At 68.6% G+C, this 20,425-nt stretch carries 19 protein-coding genes; 10 read left to right on the forward strand and 9 right to left on the reverse strand.

The window, feature by feature from the left end:
* Positions 1–113: 113 nt before the first annotated feature.
* Positions 114–425, reverse strand: a complete 312-nt coding sequence (locus tag ABZX12_RS42055; RefSeq protein WP_355701087.1) for a DUF2530 domain-containing protein — start codon at positions 423–425, stop codon at positions 114–116.
* Between the two features lie 171 nt (positions 426–596).
* On the opposite strand from ABZX12_RS42055, the gene ABZX12_RS42060 reads away from it, so the two are divergent.
* Positions 597–2,069 (forward strand): NCS2 family permease, encoded by a 1,473-nt coding sequence (locus ABZX12_RS42060; protein WP_355701088.1) that lies wholly within the window; start codon positions 597–599, stop codon positions 2,067–2,069.
* Here the strand turns inward: ABZX12_RS42060 and ABZX12_RS42065 are convergent.
* A complete protein-coding gene (locus tag ABZX12_RS42065) occupies positions 2,030–3,130 on the reverse strand; it encodes a hypothetical protein (RefSeq protein WP_355701089.1) in 1,101 nt (366 codons plus the stop codon). The two genes, ABZX12_RS42060 and ABZX12_RS42065, sit on opposite strands and share 40 nt — an antisense overlap.
* Before the next feature lie 96 nt (positions 3,131–3,226).
* Here ABZX12_RS42065 and ABZX12_RS42070 point away from each other — a divergent pair, with 96 nt between their 5' ends.
* Positions 3,227–3,676, forward strand: coding sequence for a MarR family transcriptional regulator (locus ABZX12_RS42070; RefSeq protein ID WP_355701090.1), 450 nt, complete (start codon positions 3,227–3,229; stop codon positions 3,674–3,676).
* Positions 3,673–5,001 carry an MFS transporter gene (locus tag ABZX12_RS42075; RefSeq protein WP_355701091.1) on the forward strand — a complete coding sequence of 443 codons (1,329 nt, stop codon included), beginning with the start codon at positions 3,673–3,675 and terminating at the stop codon, positions 4,999–5,001. Before ABZX12_RS42070 ends, ABZX12_RS42075 begins: the two co-directional genes overlap by 4 nt.
* Here ABZX12_RS42075 and ABZX12_RS42080 read toward each other — a convergent pair.
* Positions 4,998–5,690 (reverse strand): DUF4429 domain-containing protein, encoded by a 693-nt coding sequence (locus ABZX12_RS42080; RefSeq protein WP_355701092.1) that lies wholly within the window; start codon positions 5,688–5,690, stop codon positions 4,998–5,000. The two genes, ABZX12_RS42075 and ABZX12_RS42080, sit on opposite strands and share 4 nt — an antisense overlap.
* Before the next feature lie 143 nt (positions 5,691–5,833).
* Between ABZX12_RS42080 and ABZX12_RS42085 the strand changes: the two genes are divergently transcribed.
* On the forward strand, positions 5,834–7,237 hold the full coding sequence (locus ABZX12_RS42085; RefSeq protein WP_355701093.1) for a mycothione reductase: 1,404 nt from the start codon (positions 5,834–5,836) through the stop codon (positions 7,235–7,237).
* Here ABZX12_RS42085 and ABZX12_RS42090 read toward each other — a convergent pair.
* Entirely contained in the window at positions 7,220–8,668 is a 1,449-nt protein-coding gene (locus ABZX12_RS42090; RefSeq protein ID WP_355701094.1) for an LLM class flavin-dependent oxidoreductase, read from the reverse strand. The genes ABZX12_RS42085 and ABZX12_RS42090 overlap by 18 nt on opposite strands.
* A 33-nt stretch (positions 8,669–8,701) precedes the next feature.
* Between ABZX12_RS42090 and thpR the strand changes: the two genes are divergently transcribed.
* The 5 genes from thpR to ABZX12_RS42115 are packed head-to-tail and all read left to right on the forward strand — an operon-like array spanning position 8,702 to position 13,453.
* Positions 8,702–9,265: an RNA 2',3'-cyclic phosphodiesterase gene (thpR, locus tag ABZX12_RS42095; RefSeq protein ID WP_355701095.1), complete on the forward strand. Its 564-nt coding sequence runs from the start codon at positions 8,702–8,704 to the stop codon at positions 9,263–9,265.
* Between the two features lie 45 nt (positions 9,266–9,310).
* Positions 9,311–10,159 carry an iron uptake transporter permease EfeU gene (gene efeU / locus ABZX12_RS42100; RefSeq protein WP_355701096.1) on the forward strand — a complete coding sequence of 283 codons (849 nt, stop codon included), beginning with the start codon at positions 9,311–9,313 and terminating at the stop codon, positions 10,157–10,159.
* Between the two features lie 15 nt (positions 10,160–10,174).
* The gene (gene efeO / locus ABZX12_RS42105) at positions 10,175–11,314 is read left to right on the forward strand and encodes an iron uptake system protein EfeO (protein WP_355701097.1); all 1,140 of its coding nucleotides are present in this window, start codon (positions 10,175–10,177) and stop codon (positions 11,312–11,314) included.
* Entirely contained in the window at positions 11,311–12,561 is a 1,251-nt protein-coding gene (gene efeB, locus ABZX12_RS42110; RefSeq protein ID WP_355701098.1) for an iron uptake transporter deferrochelatase/peroxidase subunit, read from the forward strand. Before efeO ends, efeB begins: the two co-directional genes overlap by 4 nt.
* A gap of 25 nt (positions 12,562–12,586) precedes the next feature.
* Positions 12,587–13,453 carry a hypothetical protein gene (locus ABZX12_RS42115; RefSeq protein WP_355701099.1) on the forward strand — a complete coding sequence of 289 codons (867 nt, stop codon included), beginning with the start codon at positions 12,587–12,589 and terminating at the stop codon, positions 13,451–13,453.
* Here the strand turns inward: ABZX12_RS42115 and ABZX12_RS42120 are convergent.
* From ABZX12_RS42120 to ABZX12_RS42140, 5 genes are all read right to left on the reverse strand, one after another.
* Entirely contained in the window at positions 13,411–13,890 is a 480-nt protein-coding gene (locus ABZX12_RS42120) for a MaoC family dehydratase (RefSeq protein WP_355701100.1), read from the reverse strand. The genes ABZX12_RS42115 and ABZX12_RS42120 overlap by 43 nt on opposite strands.
* 5 nt (positions 13,891–13,895) lie before the next feature.
* Entirely contained in the window at positions 13,896–14,735 is an 840-nt protein-coding gene (locus ABZX12_RS42125; RefSeq protein WP_355701101.1) for a carbohydrate ABC transporter permease, read from the reverse strand.
* A complete protein-coding gene (locus tag ABZX12_RS42130) occupies positions 14,728–15,702 on the reverse strand; it encodes a sugar ABC transporter permease (protein WP_355701102.1) in 975 nt (324 codons plus the stop codon). The genes ABZX12_RS42125 and ABZX12_RS42130 overlap by 8 nt, the downstream gene beginning before the upstream one ends.
* A 109-nt stretch (positions 15,703–15,811) precedes the next feature.
* The gene (locus ABZX12_RS42135) at positions 15,812–17,131 is read right to left on the reverse strand and encodes a sugar ABC transporter substrate-binding protein (protein ID WP_355701103.1); all 1,320 of its coding nucleotides are present in this window, start codon (positions 17,129–17,131) and stop codon (positions 15,812–15,814) included.
* A gap of 375 nt (positions 17,132–17,506) precedes the next feature.
* On the reverse strand, positions 17,507–18,592 hold the full coding sequence (locus ABZX12_RS42140; RefSeq protein ID WP_355701104.1) for a LacI family DNA-binding transcriptional regulator: 1,086 nt from the start codon (positions 18,590–18,592) through the stop codon (positions 17,507–17,509).
* 107 nt (positions 18,593–18,699) lie between these two features.
* On the opposite strand from ABZX12_RS42140, the gene ABZX12_RS42145 reads away from it, so the two are divergent.
* Positions 18,700–20,316, forward strand: coding sequence for an acyltransferase (locus ABZX12_RS42145; RefSeq protein ID WP_355701105.1), 1,617 nt, complete (start codon positions 18,700–18,702; stop codon positions 20,314–20,316).
* The last annotated feature ends 109 nt before the right edge of the window (positions 20,317–20,425 follow it).

Raw genomic sequence — 20,425 nt, forward strand, 5'->3', positions numbered from 1 at the left:
CCGGCACCCCCTACAACGAAACAACCGCCTGGCCACAACACACCGAAACCCTCGCAGCTTGACACCCTTAGCTCATGGGATGTCTGTCGAGCTGCCGCGAAGGCCGGGGAAGGTCAGTCTTCGGTTTCGGGGCGGTGGCCGGCTTGGATGGCGGTCCAGCGGCGTTTGCAGTACCAGAGGCCGATCAGGCCGAGGCCGATGCCGGCGACGGGGACCCAGAGCCACCAGTCGAGGCCGTTGGCGTCGAGGCGGTCGCGGAAGATGAACAGGACGACGAGGGCGACGGCCCACAGGACGATGCCGGTGATCACGCTGGGGATGCCGGACAGGTCGAGCGGCTTGACCTCGGCGTGGACCAGCTCGCCGCGGGCCAGCTGACTGGTCGGGTCGGTGCGCTTCTTGGATGCCCCCTGATCCTCCGTCACGCCACTACCTTAGGGCATGCCTCCTGATCCCACGCCTACTGCGCGGCACTCGGCACGGCACCTCGCCGCACCGAGCACCTGCTCGCTACGACGTGGGATCAGGAGACATACCCTAGCTTCGTTTCCGATTAGTGCTCGCAACTGCCCGGCAGGACCTGGCACGATGCGGTCATGAGCTCGTCCCAGGCCGCGACGGCCCGCTCCGGTTCCGGTCCTCTCGACTCGTTCTTCAAGATCACAGAACGCGGATCCACGCTCGGCCGTGAGGTGCGCGGCGGGCTGGTCACCTTCTTCACGATGGCCTACATCGTGGTGCTGAACCCGCTGATCATCGGCACCGTGAAGGACGGCGCCGGTCAGTTCATCGGCGGCGGCACCGATCCGGCGGCGGCGATCGCGAAGGTCGCGGTGGCGACCGCGCTGGTGGCCGGCGTGGTGACGATCCTGATGGGCCTGTTCGCGAACTTCCCGCTGGCGCTGGCCACCGGCCTGGGCCTGAACGCGTTCATCGCGTTCTCGGTCGCGACCAAGATGACCTGGGCGGACGCGATGGGCCTGGTGGTCCTCGAGGGCCTGATCATCCTGGTGCTCGTGCTGACCGGCTTCCGCAAGGCGGTCTTCGAGGCCGTGCCGCTGCAGCTGAAGATCGCGATCAGCGTCGGCATCGGCCTGTTCATCACGTTCATCGGCGTGGTCGACGCGGGCTTCGTACGGCGTCCCGCGGCGCCGGGCGGTCCGCCGGTCGAACTCGGTGTCGGCGGCAACCTGCACGGCTGGCCCGTCCTGGTGTTCGTGGTCGGCCTGCTGCTGATCGTCACGCTGTACGCCCGGAAGGTGAAGGGCGCGATCCTGATCGGCATCCTGGTCTCGACCGTGCTGGCGATCGTGATCGAGTCGATCGCGAGCATCGGCGCCCGCACCGACAAGAACCCGGGCGGCTGGGGCCTGAGCGTGCCGAAGCTGCCGGACCAGTGGTTCACCACACCGAACCTGGACACGATCGGCGAGTTCAACCTGTTCGGCTCGTTCGAGAAGATCGGGGCGGTGTCGGCGCTGCTGCTGATCTTCACGCTGATGCTCGCGGACTTCTTCGACACGATGGGCACGATGACGGCGATCGGCGCCGAGGCCGGCCTGAACGACAAGGACGGCATCCCGCCGAACTCGCAGCGGATCCTGGTCGTGGACAGTCTGGCGGCAGCCGCCGGCGGCGCGGCGTCGGTGTCCAGCAACACGTCGTACATCGAATCCGCGTCGGGTGTCGGCGAGGGTGCGCGGACCGGGCTGGCGAGCGTGGTGACCGGGATCTGCTTCCTGATCTCGATGGTGGTCGCGCCGCTGGTGACGCTGGTTCCGTACGAGGCGGCGACGCCGGCGCTGATCCTGGTCGGGTTCCTGATGATGACGCAGGTGAAGGGCATCGACTTCGACGACCTCGAGGTCGCGTTCCCGGCGTTCCTGACGATCGTGCTGATGCCGTTCACGTACTCGATCTCGGCCGGTATCGGCGCGGGCTTCGTCTCGTACGCCGTGCTCAAGACCGTCCGCGGCAAGGCTCGCGAGGTGCACCCGCTGATGTGGGTGGTGTCGGCGCTGTTCGTGGTCTACTTCGCGATCGGCCCGCTGACCGACTGGCTGACCTGACGCAGCTCGAGGTACTCGGCGCGCGCGGTGAACAGGTCGCGCAGCTCGGCGCCGACGGTGTCGAGGAACTCGGTGCGGTACGTCGAATCGGTGAGCAGCGCGATCGAGTAGTACAGGCCGGTGAAGTTCGCGATGCCGACGGCGACCTTGATCAGCGAGGCGCTGAGGACGAGCGGGTGGTCCAGCAGCGTGAGGTGGTACGACCAGGAGCCGTCGTCGACGCCCCACTGTTCGTAGATGTGTTCGCTGATCGCGAGCATGCCGAAGGCAACGAAGAACAGTCCGACGCCGGCGCTCACCACCAGGACCTGCATCCACTGCCGGATCACCAGGCTGACGCTGACGTTGAAGCGCTGGATCCGGCGCAGCGACGGACCGGACCCGGCGGTGCGCTCGATCGCGTCCACCTCGAGCGGCAGCCGGATCAGCAGGAACACCGTGCTCAGCAGGGTGAAGGCGATCACCGAGAAGACGATGAAGGCGGCGGGCATTCCCGCGAACACCTGCCACATGTCCGCGGTCATGAACAGCACCAGTGAGAAGACCAGCAGGAGCGGCAACGCCCGGATGAAGCTGGCGACCGAGTTGGCCAGCTCGCGGGCCAGCTGACGCATTCCCCAGACGACGGTCGCGATGAAGCCGTAGCCGACCACGACGTACACGGCTCCCAGCAGCACCAGATTGCCGCCGGCGACGCCGAAGAACTGCTTGAGCTGCCCCTGGGTGACCACCGGCAGCAGTGCGGGCAGCAGCACGAACACCGCCAGTTCCGGGATCCCGAACCGGGTCGGCAACGACCAGAACGGCCGGCCGCGCAACCCGTTCAGCAGGCCGAAGCCGACGACGAGCGCGACCAGGCCGCCGATCGCGGCCAGCAGGTTCTGCCACCACAGCCAGTCCAGCGAGGTGGCGCCGAGCATCTCCGCCAGGAAGACCAGCACGAGCAGCGGCGCGGCCCGCGTGTAGATGTCGTGCGTGGGCGAGAAGTCCTCGATGAACAGCGGCAGTCCCGCCCGCCGGAACCGCTGCTCGTACCGCTCCAGCTCGGCCGTCGTCCCCATGACCGCGAACTCTAGGCCATGGCCGTGGCAGGCCTGGGAATACCAGCCGGTGGAAACCGGTTTTAGTTAGCAAAGGTAATGAGTTAAGGTAACGACATGCCCGAAGTCGTAGCGCAGCAGGTGAAGAGTGACGTCGGGCTGGCGAGTGCGCTGCGGTCGTCGACCCTGCGGCTGTCCCGGCAGATCCGGCGGCAGCGCGAGCCCGGTCACGACCTCACCGCGAACCAGCTGAGCGTGCTCGGCGCACTGGCCAAGCACGAGGCGATGACGATCGGCGAGTTGGCCGCGCACGAGCAGGTGAAGCCGCCGTCGATGACGCGGATCGTGACGAACATGGAGGAGGCGGGCCTGGTGGTCCGCCGGCCGCATCCGACCGACAAGCGCCAGATCATGGTCGAGCTCACCGCAAGGGCCGACGAGCTGATCCTGGCGAACCGCCGGCGCCGCGACGAGTGGCTGCAGACCAAGCTGAAGCAATTGACCCCCGAGGAGCGCGACATCCTGCGCAAGGCAGCACCCGTACTGGAACGACTGGCGGCTCGATGAGCCCCACGTTCCGTGCGTTCAAAGTCCGAAATTTCCGTCTGTACGCGTCCGGCGCGATCGTCTCGAACGTCGGCACCTGGATGCAGCGCGTCGCCCAGGACTGGCTGGTCCTGGAGCTGACCCACTCCGGGACGGCGCTCGGTATCGTCACCGGCCTCCAGTTCCTTCCCGCCCTCCTGCTCGGCCCGTACGCCGGGCTGGTCGCCGACCGCTTCCCGAAGCGGCAGGTGCTGACCGTGACCCAGATCGCGATGGCGAGCGTTGCGCTGGTGCTCGGCGGCCTGACGATCGCCGGCGTGGTCCAGCCGTGGCACGTGTATCTGCTGGCTCTGCTGTTCGGTGTAGGCACGGCCTTCGACGCACCGACCCGGCAGGCGTTCGTGGTCGAGATGGTCGGCCGCGACGAACTGTCGAACGCGGTGGGCCTCAACTCCGCGTCCTTCAACGCGGCGCGGCTGCTGGGCCCGGCGCTGGCCGGCCTGCTGATCAACTGGATCGGCACCGGGCCGGTGATCCTGATCAACGGGTTCACCTACTCCGCCGTGATCCTGTCGCTGCGCCTGATGCGGGTGGGCGAGCTGCACACGCCGAAACCCGCGGCCCGGGACAAGGGCATGATCCGCGACGGCATGCGGTACCTGTGGCGCCGGCCGGATCTGATGATGGTGCTGGTGGCGGTGTTCTTCGCCGGCACGTTCGGCCTGAACTTCCAGCTGACCTCGGCCCTGATGGCGACGGAGGTCTTCCACAAGGGCGCGGGGGAGTACGGCATCCTCGGTTCGGTGCTTGCGATCGGCTCGCTGGCCGGTGCCTTGCTGGCCGCCCGCCGGGTCCGGATCCGCGCTCGCCTGGTGATCGGTGCGGCCCTGGCCTTCGGGGTCGCCGAGGTCGTCAGTGCGCTGATGCCGAGCTACCTGGGCTTCGCGCTGGTGCTGCCGTTGGTCGGCCTCGCCTCGCTGACCATGCTGACGTCCGCGAACGCGACGATGCAGCTGAGCATCGAGCCGACGATGCGCGGCCGCGTGATGGCGCTGTACATGACCGTTCTGATGGGCGGCACGCCGATCGGGTCGCCGTTCATCGGCTGGGTCGGGCAGGAGTTCGGCGCCCGCTACTCGCTGATCGTCGGCGGCGGGCTGACCGTGCTCGGAACCGTCGGCTCGGTGCTGTACTTCTCCCGCCGGCGCGGCCTCGCGATCCGGCCGCGGCTGCTGCCGCGCCCGCACCTCGAGGTGCTGCCGCAGACCGAGCTGCTCGGCGAGAAGGCGGTCCTCGACGGCTCCCCCGAGGTGGAGCCCAAGAAGGTGGGCCCGCAGGTCGCCTAGGGCCTGATCCGGGTCAGCAACCGGGTCGCGAAGAAGAGCGCGTCGACGTCCGTGTGCCGCCGGCTCACCATCGCCGCCGGGTCGTGCCCCGGCTTCGGGCGCAGGTCGGGGGTCGCGGCGGTCGCGATCCGGAGGAATCCGCGCGCGCCGAAGCGGCTCTGCTCCGGCATCCACTCGACGTCGACGATCTCGCCGAGCGGCACCGGCCAGAGGTCGCCGTGCGCCTTCTTCTTGCGGCTCGCGAACCGGCGGTAGGTGAACGTGAGGCGCCCGTTCGCCACCACCAGGGTCGCGTCATGGCCCTCGAACTGGTCCGGTGCGGCCGGCGGCGCGACCAGCCACGCGGAGGCGGCGGTCGCGGGTACGTCGCGCCGTACCAGCACCTGGGCGACGTCGCGGGCGATGTTGTCGGCGAGGTCGCGCTCGGCGCCCGGGAAGTCGTAGACGTCGATCAGCCGGGTCACCGACTGCAGCGGGTCGGCGCCGTCGCGCAGGACGAGCCGGAGCCCGGTCTCGGTCACCTCGACCGACCGCAGCGCCTCGACCGGCACGACCCGCTCGTCCAGCCGGGCCCGGACCGCGGCGGCGAGCGGATGGAGCCCGCCCTGCGTACCGTCGTACCGGATCCGCAGAGTGCCGAGGCCGTCCCAGACGACCGTGCCGTGCGTGCTCGTCAGCTCACCACTCACCACGGGTCCTATCTTTCACCGTGGGCGGGTCCAGCGCAGTCCTTGCGGGTGAGAGGGCGCCTGAGGACTCTGCGCCTACTCCGCCGAGCACCTGCTCGCGACGGCGCAGAGTCCTCAGGCACCCTCTAGGGTCACAATGAGGCGTGACCCATTACGACCTCGTCATCACCGGGACCGGCTCCGGCAACACCATCGTCAACCGGCGGTTCGCCGACTGGAAGGTGGCGATCGTCGAGCGCGGCACGTTCGGCGGCACCTGCCTGAACGTCGGCTGCATCCCGACGAAGATGTTCGTGCACGCCGCCGACGTGGCCGCGACCCCGTCGGTGAGCTCGCGGTACGGCGTCGACGAGCAGCTGCTCGGCGTCCGCTGGCCCGAGGTCCGGGACCGGATCTTCGGCCGTATCGACCCGATCGCGGCCGGCGGCTCGGAGTACCGGCATCACAACCCGGACAACGCCAACGTCACCGTGTACGACGGCACCGGGCGGTTCACCGGGTTCAAGGAGCTGACCGTCGACTCCAAGGACGGGTCGTCGAGCGTGTTCAGCGCGGACCGGTTCGTGATCGCGAGCGGCAGCCGGCCGATCGTCCCGCCGATCCCGGGGCTGGCGGACACCGGGTTCCACACGTCGAACACGATCATGCGGCTCGAGCAGTTGCCGCGCCGGCTGGCGATCATCGGCAGCGGGTTCGTGGCCGCCGAGTTCGCGCACGTGTTCGCGTCGTTCGGCGTCGAGGTCACGGTGATCGCCCGCTCGAAGGAGCTGCTCCGGACCGAGGACGCGGAGATCGCCGCGCGCTACACGGAGATCGCGCAGGCGAAGTACGACGTCCGTCTCAACCACGAGACCATCCGGGTCGCGCGCCGCGACGACGGCACGATCCTGCTCGGGATGCTGCACCCGGACGGCTCCGACGAGCTGGAGGTCGACGAGCTGCTGGTCGCCGTCGGCCGGGAGCCGAACTCGGACCTGCTGAACCTGGACGCGACGGGTGTCGAGGTGGACCACGAGGGGCGCGTCGTGGTGGACGCGTACCAGCAGACCACCGTCGACGGCATCTACGCGCTCGGCGACGTGACGAACCCGCACCAGCTGAAGCACGTCGCGAACCACGAGGCCCGGGTGGTTAAGCACAACCTGCTCAACCCCGACGACCGGATCGAGGCCGACCACCGGTTCGTCCCGCACGCGGTGTTCAGCTCGCCGCAGATCGCCTCCGTCGGACTCACCGAGGAGCAGGCGCGGGACCGCGGGATCCCTTATGTGGCAGCGGTTCAGCGGTACGGCGACATCGCCTACGGCTGGGCGATGGAGGACACCACCGGCTTCGCGAAGGTGCTCGCCGACCCGCAGACCGGGCAGATCATCGGCTGCCACGTCATCGGCCCGCAGGCGCCGACCGTGATCCAGCCGGTGATCCAGGCGATGAGCTTCGGCCTGGACGCGTACACGATGGCGCGCGGCCAGTACTGGATCCACCCGGCGATGCCCGAACTGATCGAGAACGCCCTGCTGAAGCTGGATCTACGGCCGGAACGCTGAGATCACGTCGGCCACTGTGTCGAGCGTGTCGAGGTCGGGGAGGCTGATCATCACCTCGGTCACCCCGGCCTCGGACAGTTCGCGGAAGCGGCCGATCTGATCGGCGACGGTGCCTGCGTTCACGTGTTCCGCGTACTTCGCGGGGTTCACGTTCCGCGGCCGGAGCTTGCGAATCAGCTGGTCGAGCTGTGCGTGGTCTTTGCCTACGAGCGTGGTGGACAGATGCGTCAGCTCGGCCCGGCTGTCCTGGAGGTAGCCGGCGGCCTTGCGGACCGCGGCGGCGTCGCCGAACACGTTCACCGCGTCGGCGTAGCGCGCGGCCAGCCGCAGGGTTCGTGGGCCGCTGCCGCCGACCAGCACCGGCAGGTGTTCCTGCAGCGGACGCGGATAACACGTCGTGTCAGGTACGTCGAGAACCTTGCCGCGGAACGGTTTGTTGCCTGGGCCCCATAAGACCGGCAGCAACTGCAACGCGTCTTCGAGCAGCGCGTAGCGGTCGGCGACCGGCGGGAACGGCCAGCCGTAGGCCTTGTGCTCGGCCTCGAACCACGCGAGCCCGACGCCGCAGACCGCCCGCCCACCGCTCAGCACGTCGAGCGTCGCCGCGATCTTCCCGAGGTGCGCGACATTGCGGTACGTGATGCCCGAGACCAGCGTGCCCAACCGGACACGCGTCGTACAGGCGGCGAGGTAGCCGAGTGTCGTCCAGCTCTCCAGGAAGTCCTCCCAGGCCCGCCCCACCTGCGGGATCTGCCGGAAATGGTCCATCACGTAGATGGCGTCGAACCCGGCCGCCTCGGCCCGCTCCGCCACGTTACGAACCCACGCGGCCGTCCCCGCGCGCCCCGCCGGATGCGTGTAACTGCTCAGCTGCAGCCCGAAGCGCAACCCGACCGGCGCCTCCGACTGCCGGGCCTGCGCCGCGGTCGACTCGACGAACACGTTCGGCACCACTCGTGCGGCGGTCGGCTCCAGTACGTCGTCGTACCCCTCCGTCGGCAACTCCTTCTTCACCGTGCCCCATGACCGCAGCTGCGCCGTCAGGGCGTCGGCAGGGATGCGCTTGTCCCGTTGACGATTCCGCCGTCGACACTCCTCAGCAGGTGTATCGAACGCCACCGCAACACAAGCCATCCCGGCATCCCGAGCCAGCGCCAGCCAGGACCTTCGCCGGTCCGCGTCCAGCCCCAAGGTGTCGACGACAGTCGTGAGGCCCCGTCCGATACGGTGCCGCACCACCACGTCCAGTACGGCGAACGCATCCGCGCTCGCCGCGATGTCGTCCTCGCCGGCCCCGACCAACGCCCGCAACCGGTCACTGGACACGATCAGGTCGGCGGCGAAGTGCTCCGCCGCCCAGGTCGACTTCCCCGAGGCCCCCGGACCGGCCAGGATCACCACACACGGCGACGGCAGCTTGAGCTCGGACACAAAAGCAGTTTCCACCACGGATACGCTTTTCGGATGCGATTGTTCGTGGCCGTCGTGCCACCCAGCGAAGTAGTGGAGGATCTGAGCGAGTTCGTCGAACCGCGCCGGCAGCATCCGGACGACGACATCCGATGGGCGTCGGACGAGCACTGGCACCTGACGCTGGCGTTCCTCGGCGAGGTGCCGGACTGGAAGACCGAGGAGCTCGAGGAGCGGCTGGAGCGGGCCGCGAAGCGGCAGAAACCGTTCGCGCTGCAGCTCGCCGGAGCCGGCGCGTTCCCCGGGGTCCCGGACGCCCGGGTGCTGTACGCCGGGGTGCGCGACGAGACCGAGTCGCTCAAACACCTGTCGATGACCACCCGGGCGGCCGCCAACCGGGCCGGCGTCACCGTCGAGGGGCGCAAGTTCAACCCGCACCTGACGCTCGCGCGGCTGCGGCGGCCCGTCGACGTCACCAAATGGGTGCGGATCTTCGACACCTACGAGAGCCCGGTCTGGACCGCGGGCAGTCTCCAGCTGATCGAGTCCAGGCTCGGCCAAGGCCCGGGCCACAGTGCGGCGTACGTCACGGTAGGCGAATGGGACTTCTTAGGTTAACCTCATGAAGGTTAGCCGTACCTAATGTACTGAGAGAGTCCCGCCATGCTCGCGAACTACCTGATCGGACTCCGTGAAGGACTCGAGGCCTCGCTGGTCGTCAGCATCCTCGCCACCTTCCTGGTCAAGTCGGGCCACCGCGATCGACTCAAACTGGTCTGGATCGGTGTCGCCTCGGCGCTAGCCGTGGCGGTCGCCGCCTGGGGTCTGCTCCAGTTCGTCACCGCACTGACCGCGAAGTCCTTCACCACCCAGGAGACTGTCGGCGGCGTGATGTCGATCCTCGCGGTCGGCTTCGTCACCTGGATGATCTTCTGGATGCGCAAGGCGTCCCGGAGCATCGCCAGAGAGCTCCGGGAGCGGATGGGCCAGGCGCTCGAGATGGGGTCGCGCGCGGTCGTGATCCTGGCGTTCCTGGCGGTGTTCCGGGAGAGCATCGAGACCGCGTTCATCGTGTACGCGTCGGCCGCCACCGCGACCACCGCCGTCCCGTTCGTCGGCGTCCTGCTCGGACTCGCGACCGCGGTGCTGCTCGGCGTCGCGATCTACAAGGGCGCGGTGAAGATCAACCTGGCCGTGTTCTTCAAGTGGACCGGCGCGGTGCTGATCCTGGTCGCGGCCGGGATCTTCGCCTACGGCTTCCACGACCTGCAGGAGGCGAACATCCTGCCCGGCCTGCACACGCTGGCCTTCGACATCTCCCACGTGATCCCGCCGGACAGCTGGTACGGCGTCCTGCTCAAGGGCATCTTCAACTTCAACCCGGCCCCGACCGTGGTGGAGGCGACCGCGTGGGTCGTCTATCTCGTCCCGGTGATGGTGCTCTACTTCCGCCCGGTGAAGAGCTCCGCACCGCCCGCCGTACCGGCGACGACCGCTCACAAAGCGGCCTGAATCCCCAGGAGAACCATGCGCACCACTGTGGCCCGCCGGGCCTGTGTCATCGGTGTCGTCCTCGGCCTCGCGGCGCTGACCGCGTGTGCGAAGGAGGCGCCCGCGGCCAAGGACGACGGCACCGGCCCGGTGTCGGTCAAGGCGTCCGACTCCGGCTGTGACCTGAGCCGCCGGGACGTGAAGTCCGGCACCAGCACGTTCTCGGTGGAGAACGCGGGCAGCAAGGTCACCGAGTTCTACGTGTACGCCGACGGCGACCGGGTGATGGGCGAGGTGGAGAACATCGGGCCGGGCCTCAAGCGCGACCTGATCGTCGAGCTGCCGACCGGCAAGTACCAGGCCGTCTGCAAGCCCGGCATGGTCGGCGACGGGATCCGCGGCGACCTCACCGTCACCGGCGACGCGCCCGCGCAGGTCGACACCGACGCCGCGCTGAAGCAGGCGACCGAGAGCTACCAGCGGTACGTGAACTCGCAGACGGTCGCGCTGGAGCAGAAGACCACCGAGTTCGTCGCCGCGGTGAAGGCCGGCGACGTGGCGAAGGCGAAGGCGCTGTTCCCGGTGTCGCGCACGTACTGGGAGCGGATCGAGCCGGTGGCCGAGTCCTTCGGCGACCTGGACCCGAAGATCGACGCGCGCGTCAACGACGTCGAGCCGGGCACCGAGTGGACCGGGTACCACCGGATCGAGCAGGCGCTGTGGGTCGCGAACTCGACCAAGGGCATGGAGAAGTACGCCGACCAGCTGCTCACCGATGTGAAGACGGTGGTCGCGAAGGCGAAGACCGTGAAGCTCACGCCGCTGCAGCTGGCCAACGGCGCCAAGGAACTGCTCGACGAGGTCGCCACCGGCAAGGTCACCGGCGAGGAGGACCGCTACTCGCACACCGACCTGTGGGACTTCCAGGCGAACGTCGAGGGTTCGCAGGCCGCGATCCAGGCGCTCCGCCCGGCCCTGCAGAAGCGCGACGCTGCGCTCGTCACCCAGCTGGACACGCAGTTCAAGGCAGTCTTCGCGTCGCTGGACAAGTACCGCGAAGGCGACGGCTTCAAGCCGTACACGGCCACCGAGCCCGAGAAGAAGGCCCTCGGCGCGGTCGTCGACGGCCTCGCCGAGCCGGTCAGCAAGGTCGCGGCGGTACTGGCCAAGAAATGAGCGAACGCAAGGGATTGTCTCGACGCGGCCTGTTCGGGGCCGCGGGTGCCGCTGTCGCCACCGGAGTCGCGGGGTACGTCGCCCACTCGGCACTGACCGGTGAAGAGTCGCAGGCGGCGGACGACAACGGACCGGTGGAGTTCCACGGACCGCACCAGGCCGGTATCACCACGCCTGTGCAGGACCGGCTGCACTTCGCCGCCTTCGACGTGACCGCGACCAAGCGGGACGACCTGATCGCCCTGCTGAAGGAATGGACCGCCGCGGCCGCGCTGCTCACGGCCGGCCGCGACATCGGGCAGTACGGCGCGGTGAACGGGCCGGGTGAGGCGCCGCCGGAGGACACCGGCGAGGCGGTCGGCCTGCCGCCGGCCCGGCTGACGCTCACGATCGGGTTCGGGCCGTCGCTGTTCGACAAGCGGTTCGGCCTGGCGTCGAAGCGTCCCCAGGCGCTCGTCGACCTGCCGCACTTCATCGGCGACGACCTGGACCCGGCACGGTCCGGCGGCGACATCGCCGTCCAGGCGTGCTCGGACGACCCGCAGGTCGCCGTCCACGCGATCCGGAACCTCGCGCGGATCGGGTTCGGGCGGGTCGCCGTCCGGTACTCGCAGCTCGGATTCGGCCGGACGTCGTCGACGTCGCGGGCGCAGGCGACGCCGCGGAACCTGTTCGGGTTCAAGGACGGGACCAACAATCTGAAGCTCGAGGAAGCCGACAAGCTCGAGCAGCAGCTGTGGGTCCAGCCCGAGGACGGCCCGGACTGGATGGTCGGCGGCGCGTACCTGGTGTCGCGGCGGATCCGGATGAACATCGAGATCTGGGACCGTACGTCGCTCGGCGAGCAGGAGACGATCATCGGCCGCGGCAAGGGCACCGGCGCGCCGCTGGGCAAGGCGGACGAGTTCGACGCGATCGACTTCACCGCGAAGAACGCCGACGGCGCACCGAAGATGCCGATGGACTCGCACGTACGGCTCGCGCATCCGCAGTTCAACAAGGGCGCCGAGCTGCTCCGCCGCGGCTACAACTTCGTCGACGGCTCGGACGGCCTCGGCCGGCTCGATGCGGGCCTGTTCTTCCTCGCCTACCAGCGCGACCCCCGCAAGCAGTTCATCCCGATCCAGAACCAACTGGCCAAGAACGACACGATGAACGAGTACATCCACCACGTGGGCTCCGGCATCTTCGCCTGCCCAGCAGGTGTGACACCCGGCTCATACTGGGGCGAGAAGCTGTTCTCCTGAACCGGTCGGTCACTAGATTGTGGCGGTGAGCAACCAACAGGGCGGTTACCCGGGTCAGCAGCCGCCGTACGGGGGACAGGCCCCGCAGCAGCCGCCGTACCCTCAGCAGTACGGGCAGCAGCAGTACGGCGGCTACCCGCCGCCACCTCCGCCGTCGCGCAAGACGGGGCCGATCGTGGTCGCGATCGTCGGTGCGCTGATGCTCATCGGCGCCGGCGTGTTCGTGGTCACCCGGTTCACCGGCGGCTCGGACGACGCCGCCGACGGTTCGGCCAAGCCGGTCGCGCCGTCGGCGAAGCCCACGGACCGACAGGCGAGCGAGGCCCCGACGGAGGAGCCGAGCACCGGGGGCAGCCCTACCGCTGGTGAGAGCCCCAGCGCCAGTGGCAGCGCCAGCGCACCGGCTGCGCCCTGCAACGGGTGCATCCCGGACGCCACGGTCACCTCACTCGTCACGGCGTTCAAGTCCAAGGGCTACCTGTGCAAGCTGGACCGCCGCTGGGAGTGCAACAAGGGCACCGTGGACGTCTACATCAGTCCTCACTACTCGAACAAGAACTACGCCGAGTACGTCGACGTGAGCGGCAGCAGCAGCGCCCGCGTGCAGAACTGCCCGCAGTGCATCACCGGCGCCGTCGCCTCGCTGAAACAAGGCCTGCCCGGAGCACTGGCGCTGTTCGTCAAAGACGCGTCCGTGCGCCAGCAGATCGTCACGTTCGCGATGCAGGGCGCAGGGATCCCCACCTCCGGACCCAGCTCGACCCGCGACGCCAAGATCGGCGGCTACCGCCTGTCGACCCAGGGCTACAGCGGCGCAACCGTCGGCAAGAACGGCAAGTACGCCAGCTTCTACTCGACCTCGGTCTCCATCCGGGGACTCTCCGAGTACTGAGGCCGGACGGCCAGCAGGTTCAGGACGATGCACGAGAAGACGACCGCATCGTCCTGGTTGAGCAGTTCGGCCCGGGTGCGGACCAGTCCGCGATCGGGCTTCGACTTGCTCGGCCGTGCTTCCAGTACCTCGGTACGCAACCGCAGTACGTCGCCCGGGCGGACCGGCGCGAGCCATCGGAGCTCGTCGACACCCGGTCCGCCGAGGCTGGCGACCTTGGACAGGTACTGGTCGGCGTACAGCCGCATCATCAGCCCGGCGGTGTGCCAGCCGCTCGCGACAAGCCCCTTGAACGGGCCGTCCGCGGCTGCCACGGGGTCGACGTGGAAGTACTGCGGGTCGAACTGCTCCGCGAACTCGATGACGGCGGCCTGGTCGACGGTGAGCGTGGCCGGGTGCTCCGTACGAGCACCCGGCACGTAGTCCTCGAAGTGCATGTGCCCTATTTGACCGCGCCGGCGGTTACCCCGGCGACGAAGTGTCGTTGGGCCAGGAGGAAGCCGATGACGACGGGGACGCTGACGACCAGGGCTGCGGCCATGATCTGGTTCCAGTAGATGTTGGTCTGCGTGGAGTACTGGCGCAGGCCCACCGACAAGGTGCGGTTGGCCTCGGTGGTCATCACGGACGCGAACAGGACCTCGCCCCACGCGGTCATGAACGAGTAGATCGCAACGGCGATCACGCCGGGCCGGGCCGCGGGCAGGACGACCCGCCACAGCGCGCCCATCGGACCGCAGCCGTCCACCAGCGCGGCCTCGTCCAGCTCGCGCGGGATGCTGTCGAAGTATCCGGCCAGCATCCAGATCGAGAACGGCAGGCTGAACGTCAGGTACGTGATGATCAGCCCGAGCCGCGTCCCGACCAGCTGCACCCCGAACTGGTTGTTGATGTTCACGAAGATCAGGAACAACGGCAGCAGGAACAGCACGCCCGGAAACATCTGCGTGGACAGCACCGTCGTGGTGAACACGGTCCGGCCCCGGAACGTGAACCGCGACACCGCGAAAGCGGCCAGGATCGCGATCGCCACCGAGAACACCGTCGCGGCCACCGAGACGATCGTCGAGTTCACGAAGTACTTCGCCAGCGGCACCGTCTTCCACATGTCCACGAACGGCGCCAGTGTGAGGTTCGACGGCCACCAGGTGAACGCGCCCTGCACGTCCTTCAACGGCTTCAGCGACGACGTCGCCATCACGTAGAGCGGGACCAGGACGAACAGCCCGAGCACCGTCAGCGTGACGCCGCGGTAGATCTTGAAACCTCTGGTCTCACGCACGGCGCGACCTCCTTCCGGTGACGAGCAGGTACGCGCCGGTGACGATCATCAAGAAGATCAGCAGCAGCACGGACATCGCCGCACCGGTGCCGAAGTTCCAGGTCAGGAACGACGCGTTGTAGATGTGGAAGGTGATCAGGTCACCGGCCGGCGGCTGCGCCGTACCGAACAGCACGTACGGCGTGTTGAAGTCGCTGAACGTCCACAGGAACAAGACCAGCACGAGTACCAGGTTGACCGGCCGCAGCGACGGCAACGTGATGTTGCGCCACTGCCGGATGTTGCCGGCGCCGTCCACCGACGCGGCCTCGTACAGGTCCCGCGGGATGCTCTGCATACCGGCCATCAGCGTCAGGAACGCGAACGTCCACAGCTTCCAGCCGGCCACCGTGATCAGCGAGATCAGCGCGTTGCCGCCGATCAGCCAGAACGTCCTGCCGTCACTGAGATGCAGCTGCTCCAGGACGTGGTTCACCGCGCCGGTGTCGCGCTGGAGCATGAAGTTCCAGGTCAGGATGCCGGCGTACGCCGGGAGCGCGTACGGCACCAGGAACAGTGTGCGGACCAGTCCCCGGCCGCGGAACTCCGGCTGCAGGGCGACCGCGGCGGCCATGCCGAGCACCCACGAGAACGCGACCGTGACGAGCGAGAAGACGACCGTGACGCCGAAGGACTTCAGCAGCCCCTCACCGACGGCGTTGTTGAAGTCGAGCGCGACCTTGTAGTTGCCGAGCCCGGCGCTGGGCGCGGAGGACCAGTTCGCGATGAAGAACTTGGTCAGTTTGACGAAGCTCATCCAGATCCCGACCAGCATCGGGATGATGTGGATGAACAGTTCCAGCAGCACGGCCGGGGCGAGCAGCGCGTACGGCAGCCAGCGGTTCAGGCCCGGCCGGTGCTCGAGGCGGCTGCGGTTCCTGGCCGGCTTGGCCGGCGCCGGAGCGGCGGTTTCTGTGGCGACGGACATCCGGGGGTGTCGCCTCCTGTCTGTCGGATCGGTCGCTGACATATGCGTTGCGTCCGAAGAACTGCGCAGACGTCTGTGCAGTTCTTCGGACGCAAGCGCTGGGGGCAGGTCAGCTACTCGCGGCGACCTGGTCCTCGGCGGTCTTCAGGGCCGCCTTGACGTCGTCGGCGGTCACCGTCCCGCCGGTCGCGATCTTGGCGAACATCGCGTTCATCGCCTTGCCGACGGTGCTCTCGAACTGGTCCTCGGCCGGCACCAGCGGCAGCGGCTTGGACTTGGTGTTGTAGACGTCCTGGAACGTCGCCGCCTCGGCCGCGTCGGTGGTGAACACCGGCTTGGCGTCCTTCAGCACCGGCAGCGAGGAGAACGGCTTGCCCAGCGTGGTCTGGGTCTGCGCGTCGGTCATGTACTTGACGAACTTCAGCGCCGCGTCCTTGTGCTTGGTGTTCTTGAAGACCGACAGGTTGATGCCGGCCACGTGGCTGGCCACCTGCTCGCCGCCGGCCGGAGCCGGGAACGGTACGACGCCGTACTCGCCGGCCTTCATGCCGTTGGCGACGATCGAGGAGTCGGCGTTGTTCTGGTTGATGACCATCGCGACCTTCTTGGTGGCGAAGTCGTTCACCGACTTGGTGCCGTTGTCGTACTGCGCGTTCGAGGGGTTCGCGACCTTGTCCTTCTGCATCAGGTCGAGGTACCGCAGCACGCCCTGCACGTTGCCGTCACCGGTGAAGGTCGGCTTGCCGTCGCCGTTGAACCAGTCGGCCTTGTTCTGTGCGGCGTTGATGAACGCGAAGTGCACGTTCTCGGTGTAACTGCCGGCGGCCAGCGCCATACCCCACTGGTTCTTCGCCGGGTTGGTCAGCTTCTTCGCGGCCGCGACCATCTCTTCCCAGGTCTTCGGCGGCTGCAGGCCGGCCGCGGCGAACATCGCCTTGTTGTAGTACAGGCCGTAGGCCAGACCGTAGAGCGGGACCGAGGTCGGGTCGGTGCCTTCCTTGCCGCCGGTCGCCAGAGCCGTCGGCACGAACTTGTCCTTGCCGCCGATCGCGGTCATCGCGTCGCCGTCGAACGGCAGGAACGCGTCGGTGGCCTGCAGCGAGGCCGCCCAGGTGTTGCCGATGTTGACCACGTCCGGCGCCTGGCCGGAGGTGATCGCGGTCTGGATCCGGGTCTGCAGGTCGTTCCAGCCGATCACCTCGAGGTTGACCTTGATGCCGGTGTCCTGGGTGAACTTCTGCAGGACCGGGGTCAGCACCTCCTTGTCGTTGTCCAGGCTGGTGCCCTGGTTGCTGGCCCAGTAGGTCAGCGTCTGGTCACCACCGGAACCGCCACCGGACGCATCGTCCGAATCGCCGCCCCCGCAGGCGGCCAGGCTGATTCCCAGGGCGGTCGCCGCCACCGCGGCTACAAGCGAACGCAGTCTCACGTCGGACTCCCTCGTCCCGTCTCGAGCCCCCGCGGACCTGCGGGGGCGGATCGGCCCCATACTGGCCTAACCGGTTAAGTTCCGAAACCCTAACCGGTTCAGTTCAGCGGTCTTCGTTACGACCTCGTGACCCCACAAACCTTCACCCAGTCCCCGGCAAGCGCAATCCAACACTCTCTGAATCCGCCCGATTTCACACAGTCTTCAAACTGCGCCCCCGCCCCTACCGCACCCACCCGCAGCCGCCTCTGCCGCGTTTCAGGGGTTGACCCCTCGGCTTGTGGGTTGGCCCCTCGGAATCTGGTGGCCGAACCCACCGACTCGGGGGTTGACCCCGCAGCGGGGGCGCTGGGCCGGGTGGGGTGGGAGGGCGGGTCAGGAGGGGGCGGGGCCGGAGGATTCGCGGTGGCGGAGTTCGCCGGGCGGCGCCTCCTCGTGGAGGGCGGTGTCCGCGGTGATGGTGCGCAGCAGCAGGTCCGCGGCGGCGCGGCCGCGCTCCATCGTCTTCTGGTCGACCGCGGTGATCCCGGGCCGGGCGAGCTCGCACAGCGGCGAGTCGTCCCAGGCGACGATCGAGACCTCGCCCGGCACCGCCGTCCCGAGATCCATCGCGACCCGGAGCGCCGCGACCGCCATCAGGTCGTTGCCGAGCACGATCGCGGTCGGCGGGTTCGGGCCGGTCAGCAGCCGGCGGGTGAGTTCCGCGCCGTCGTCGTACCGGTAGGTGCCCTCGATGTGCCGCACCGTGATCCCGTGCCGCTCGGCCTGCTGGAGCAGCGTCTGCACCCGCAGCCGCTCGTGGATGAACGTGAACGGCCCGCTGATGTGCGCGATGTCGGTGTGCCCGAGCCCGGCCAGGTGGTCGAGCAGCAGCGCGACGGTCTCGTCGGGCGAGCTGATCAGCCGGCCGACCGAGTCGTCGGGCGCGTTCGAGCTGACCACGACGCACGGCATCCCGAGGTCCTTCAGCAGCTGGATGCGCTGGTCGTCCTCGAGTTCGTCGAACAGGATGAACCCGTCCACGCGACCCTGCCGCGACCAGCGCCGCAGGACGTCGAGATCCTCGCCGTGCTCGCCGGTGAGCCGGAGCAGCAGCGACGAGTCGACCTCGTTGAGGTACTGCTCGATGCCGACCAGTGTGCGCATGTAGAACGCCTCGGTCGAGATCAGCGTGGGGTCCCTGGCGATCACGATCCCGATCGTCCGGGTCCGGCTCGCCGACAGCGCGACGGCGGCGGAGTTCGGGTGGAAGCCCAGCTCCTCGGCCAGGTCGAGCACCCGCTGCCGGGTCTCCTCGCTGACGCCGGCGCGGCCGTTCAGCGCGTACGAGACCGAGGCCTTCGAGATGTGCAGGCGACGCGCCAGGTCGCTGATCGTGACCCGGTGGCTGCGGCGCGTGCCGCCCCCGGGGCCGTCGCCGTCGGCGTCGTCGCCGTCCGCAACGGATCCGCTCGTCGTCATCGCCCGGCCACCCCTCGCGCAGACGGAAAAGTGTTCATGTCAGACGGGAGGTTAGCAGCGGCATTTCGGGGCTGGTCTGTGTCCCGGGAATTGGATAGCGTTTTCCCATGCTGCCCAACGAGCCGTTGCGACTGGATTTCCTGCCGTGGGAGTACGCCCGGAAGGCCTCGGAGCCGGAGCGTGAGCGGCAGGCCGAACGGCAGGCGCGGCTCGGCGGGGCGGTCGAGCTCGCCGCCGACGTGTACGTCGCGGAGTCGGCCGCGGTGTACTGCGACGAGCTACGGATGGGGGACCGCTCGTACATCGCCGCGCACGCCTACGTCACCGGTCACATCGCGCTCGGCGCGGACTCCACGATCAACCCGTTCGCCGCGGTCCGCGGCAAGGTGACGATCGGCGACGGCGTCCGGATCGGGGCGCACACGTCGCTGCTCGCGTTCAACCACGGCACCGCGCCCGGTGAGCCGATCTTCAAGCAGCCGCACACCGCCGTCGGCATCACGATCGGCGACGACGTCTGGATCGGCTCCAACGTCACGATCCTGGACGGCGTCACGGTCGGGCCGCACACGATCATCGGCGCCGGCGCGGTCGTCACGAAGAACATCCCGGCGAACTCGGTCGCGGCCGGGAACCCCGCCCGAATCCTCCGCTCGCGGACAGGAGCGTCCATGTCAGGTGATCTGCCCACCCTGCTGAAGGAGTTCGCCGCCAAGGCCCGGGAGCAGGTCGACGACGTGCTCGTGCGGTGCTGGGACGGCGCCCGGTTCGTCGACCGGCCCGGCATCGACCGGGAGCCGGAGATCCGCCCGTGGTGCGACGCCGTCGAGATCGCGGACCTGCTGGTACGCCGTACCCCGGCCGGCCACACCCGCGACGACCTCGTCCGGCGGCTCCGCGCGCGCCAGGACCCGGCGACCGGACTGGTATCGCCCGGAGACCTGTCCGACGACGGTCTGGGCAAGCCGTCGGATGCCGAACTCGCTGTCCTGGAAGGCCCCGCGAGCTATCACGTCCTGTGTGTCGGCTACGCGCTCCAGGTCCTCGGCAGCAGCTTCGAGCACCCGATCACCACCGACTTCACCCTCGACCAGCTCGACGACTTGCCCTGGGCAAGGAGAGCCTGGTCCGCCGGGTCCGGTATCGACGGCCTCGGTACGGCGCTCGCCTTCAATCCGAAGCCCGGCGAACTCGAGCTCCTGATGGGCTGGCTGCACACCCGCGTCGATCCCGAGACCGGCGCGTGGGGCTCATCGCATCCCGACGACGGGCTGCTGCAGGTCGTGAACGGTTTCTACCGCCTCACGCGCGGCACGTACGCGCAGTTCGGCCTTCCGCTGCCGTACCCCGAGCAGGCCATCGCCACGGTCCTTGCGCACAGCAACGACCGGCGGATGTTCACCGGCGACAACTACAATGCCTGCAACGTTCTCGACGTCATCCACCCGTTGTGGCTGGCCCGCAAACAGACGGTGTACCGCGAGCAGGACGGCCGTCGCTGGGCCGAGGAGCAGCTGCGCGCGATCCTCCCGCGCTGGGTCGACGGCGCCGGATTCGCCTTCGCCCCCGACGGCACCGACGACCGCGCGATCCCCGGCCTGCAGGGCACCGAGATGTGGCTCGCGATCATCTGGCTGCTGTCCGACTACCTCGGCCACTCCGACGCCCTCGGCTACCGCCCACGTGGCGTACACCGCCCGGAGCCGCTGGTCAGCCTGCGCTGAACCCGGGTTGCGGCAGTCCGCGGAGGCCGCGCTGCGGGAGATCGAGCAGCGGGTCGACCCCCACGGGACTCCGGCCGGGAACTTCCCCATACCCTGACCACGTGGACCC

The sequence above is a fragment of the Kribbella sp. NPDC003505 genome (assembly GCF_040610875.1).
Classification (GTDB): domain Bacteria; phylum Actinomycetota; class Actinomycetes; order Propionibacteriales; family Kribbellaceae; genus Kribbella.

Excerpts from the sequence above, each read along its gene's own strand:
- ABZX12_RS42060 (WP_355701088.1), top strand. The coding sequence starts at position 597 with ATGAGCTCGTCCCAGGCCGCGACGGCCCGCTCCGGTTCCGGTCCTCTC.
- ABZX12_RS42065 (WP_355701089.1), bottom strand. The coding sequence starts at position 3,130 with ATGGGGACGACGGCCGAGCTGGAGCGGTACGAGCAGCGGTTCCGGCGG.
- ABZX12_RS42070 (WP_355701090.1), top strand. The coding sequence starts at position 3,227 with ATGCCCGAAGTCGTAGCGCAGCAGGTGAAGAGTGACGTCGGGCTGGCG.
- ABZX12_RS42075 (WP_355701091.1), top strand. The coding sequence starts at position 3,673 with ATGAGCCCCACGTTCCGTGCGTTCAAAGTCCGAAATTTCCGTCTGTAC.
- thpR (WP_355701095.1), top strand. The coding sequence starts at position 8,702 with ATGCGATTGTTCGTGGCCGTCGTGCCACCCAGCGAAGTAGTGGAGGAT.
- efeU (WP_355701096.1), top strand. The coding sequence starts at position 9,311 with ATGCTCGCGAACTACCTGATCGGACTCCGTGAAGGACTCGAGGCCTCG.
- efeO (WP_355701097.1), top strand. The coding sequence starts at position 10,175 with ATGCGCACCACTGTGGCCCGCCGGGCCTGTGTCATCGGTGTCGTCCTC.
- efeB (WP_355701098.1), top strand. The coding sequence starts at position 11,311 with ATGAGCGAACGCAAGGGATTGTCTCGACGCGGCCTGTTCGGGGCCGCG.
- ABZX12_RS42120 (WP_355701100.1), bottom strand. The coding sequence starts at position 13,890 with ATGCACTTCGAGGACTACGTGCCGGGTGCTCGTACGGAGCACCCGGCC.
- ABZX12_RS42130 (WP_355701102.1), bottom strand. The coding sequence starts at position 15,702 with ATGTCCGTCGCCACAGAAACCGCCGCTCCGGCGCCGGCCAAGCCGGCC.
- ABZX12_RS42140 (WP_355701104.1), bottom strand. The coding sequence starts at position 18,592 with ATGACGACGAGCGGATCCGTTGCGGACGGCGACGACGCCGACGGCGAC.
- ABZX12_RS42145 (WP_355701105.1), top strand. The coding sequence starts at position 18,700 with ATGCTGCCCAACGAGCCGTTGCGACTGGATTTCCTGCCGTGGGAGTAC.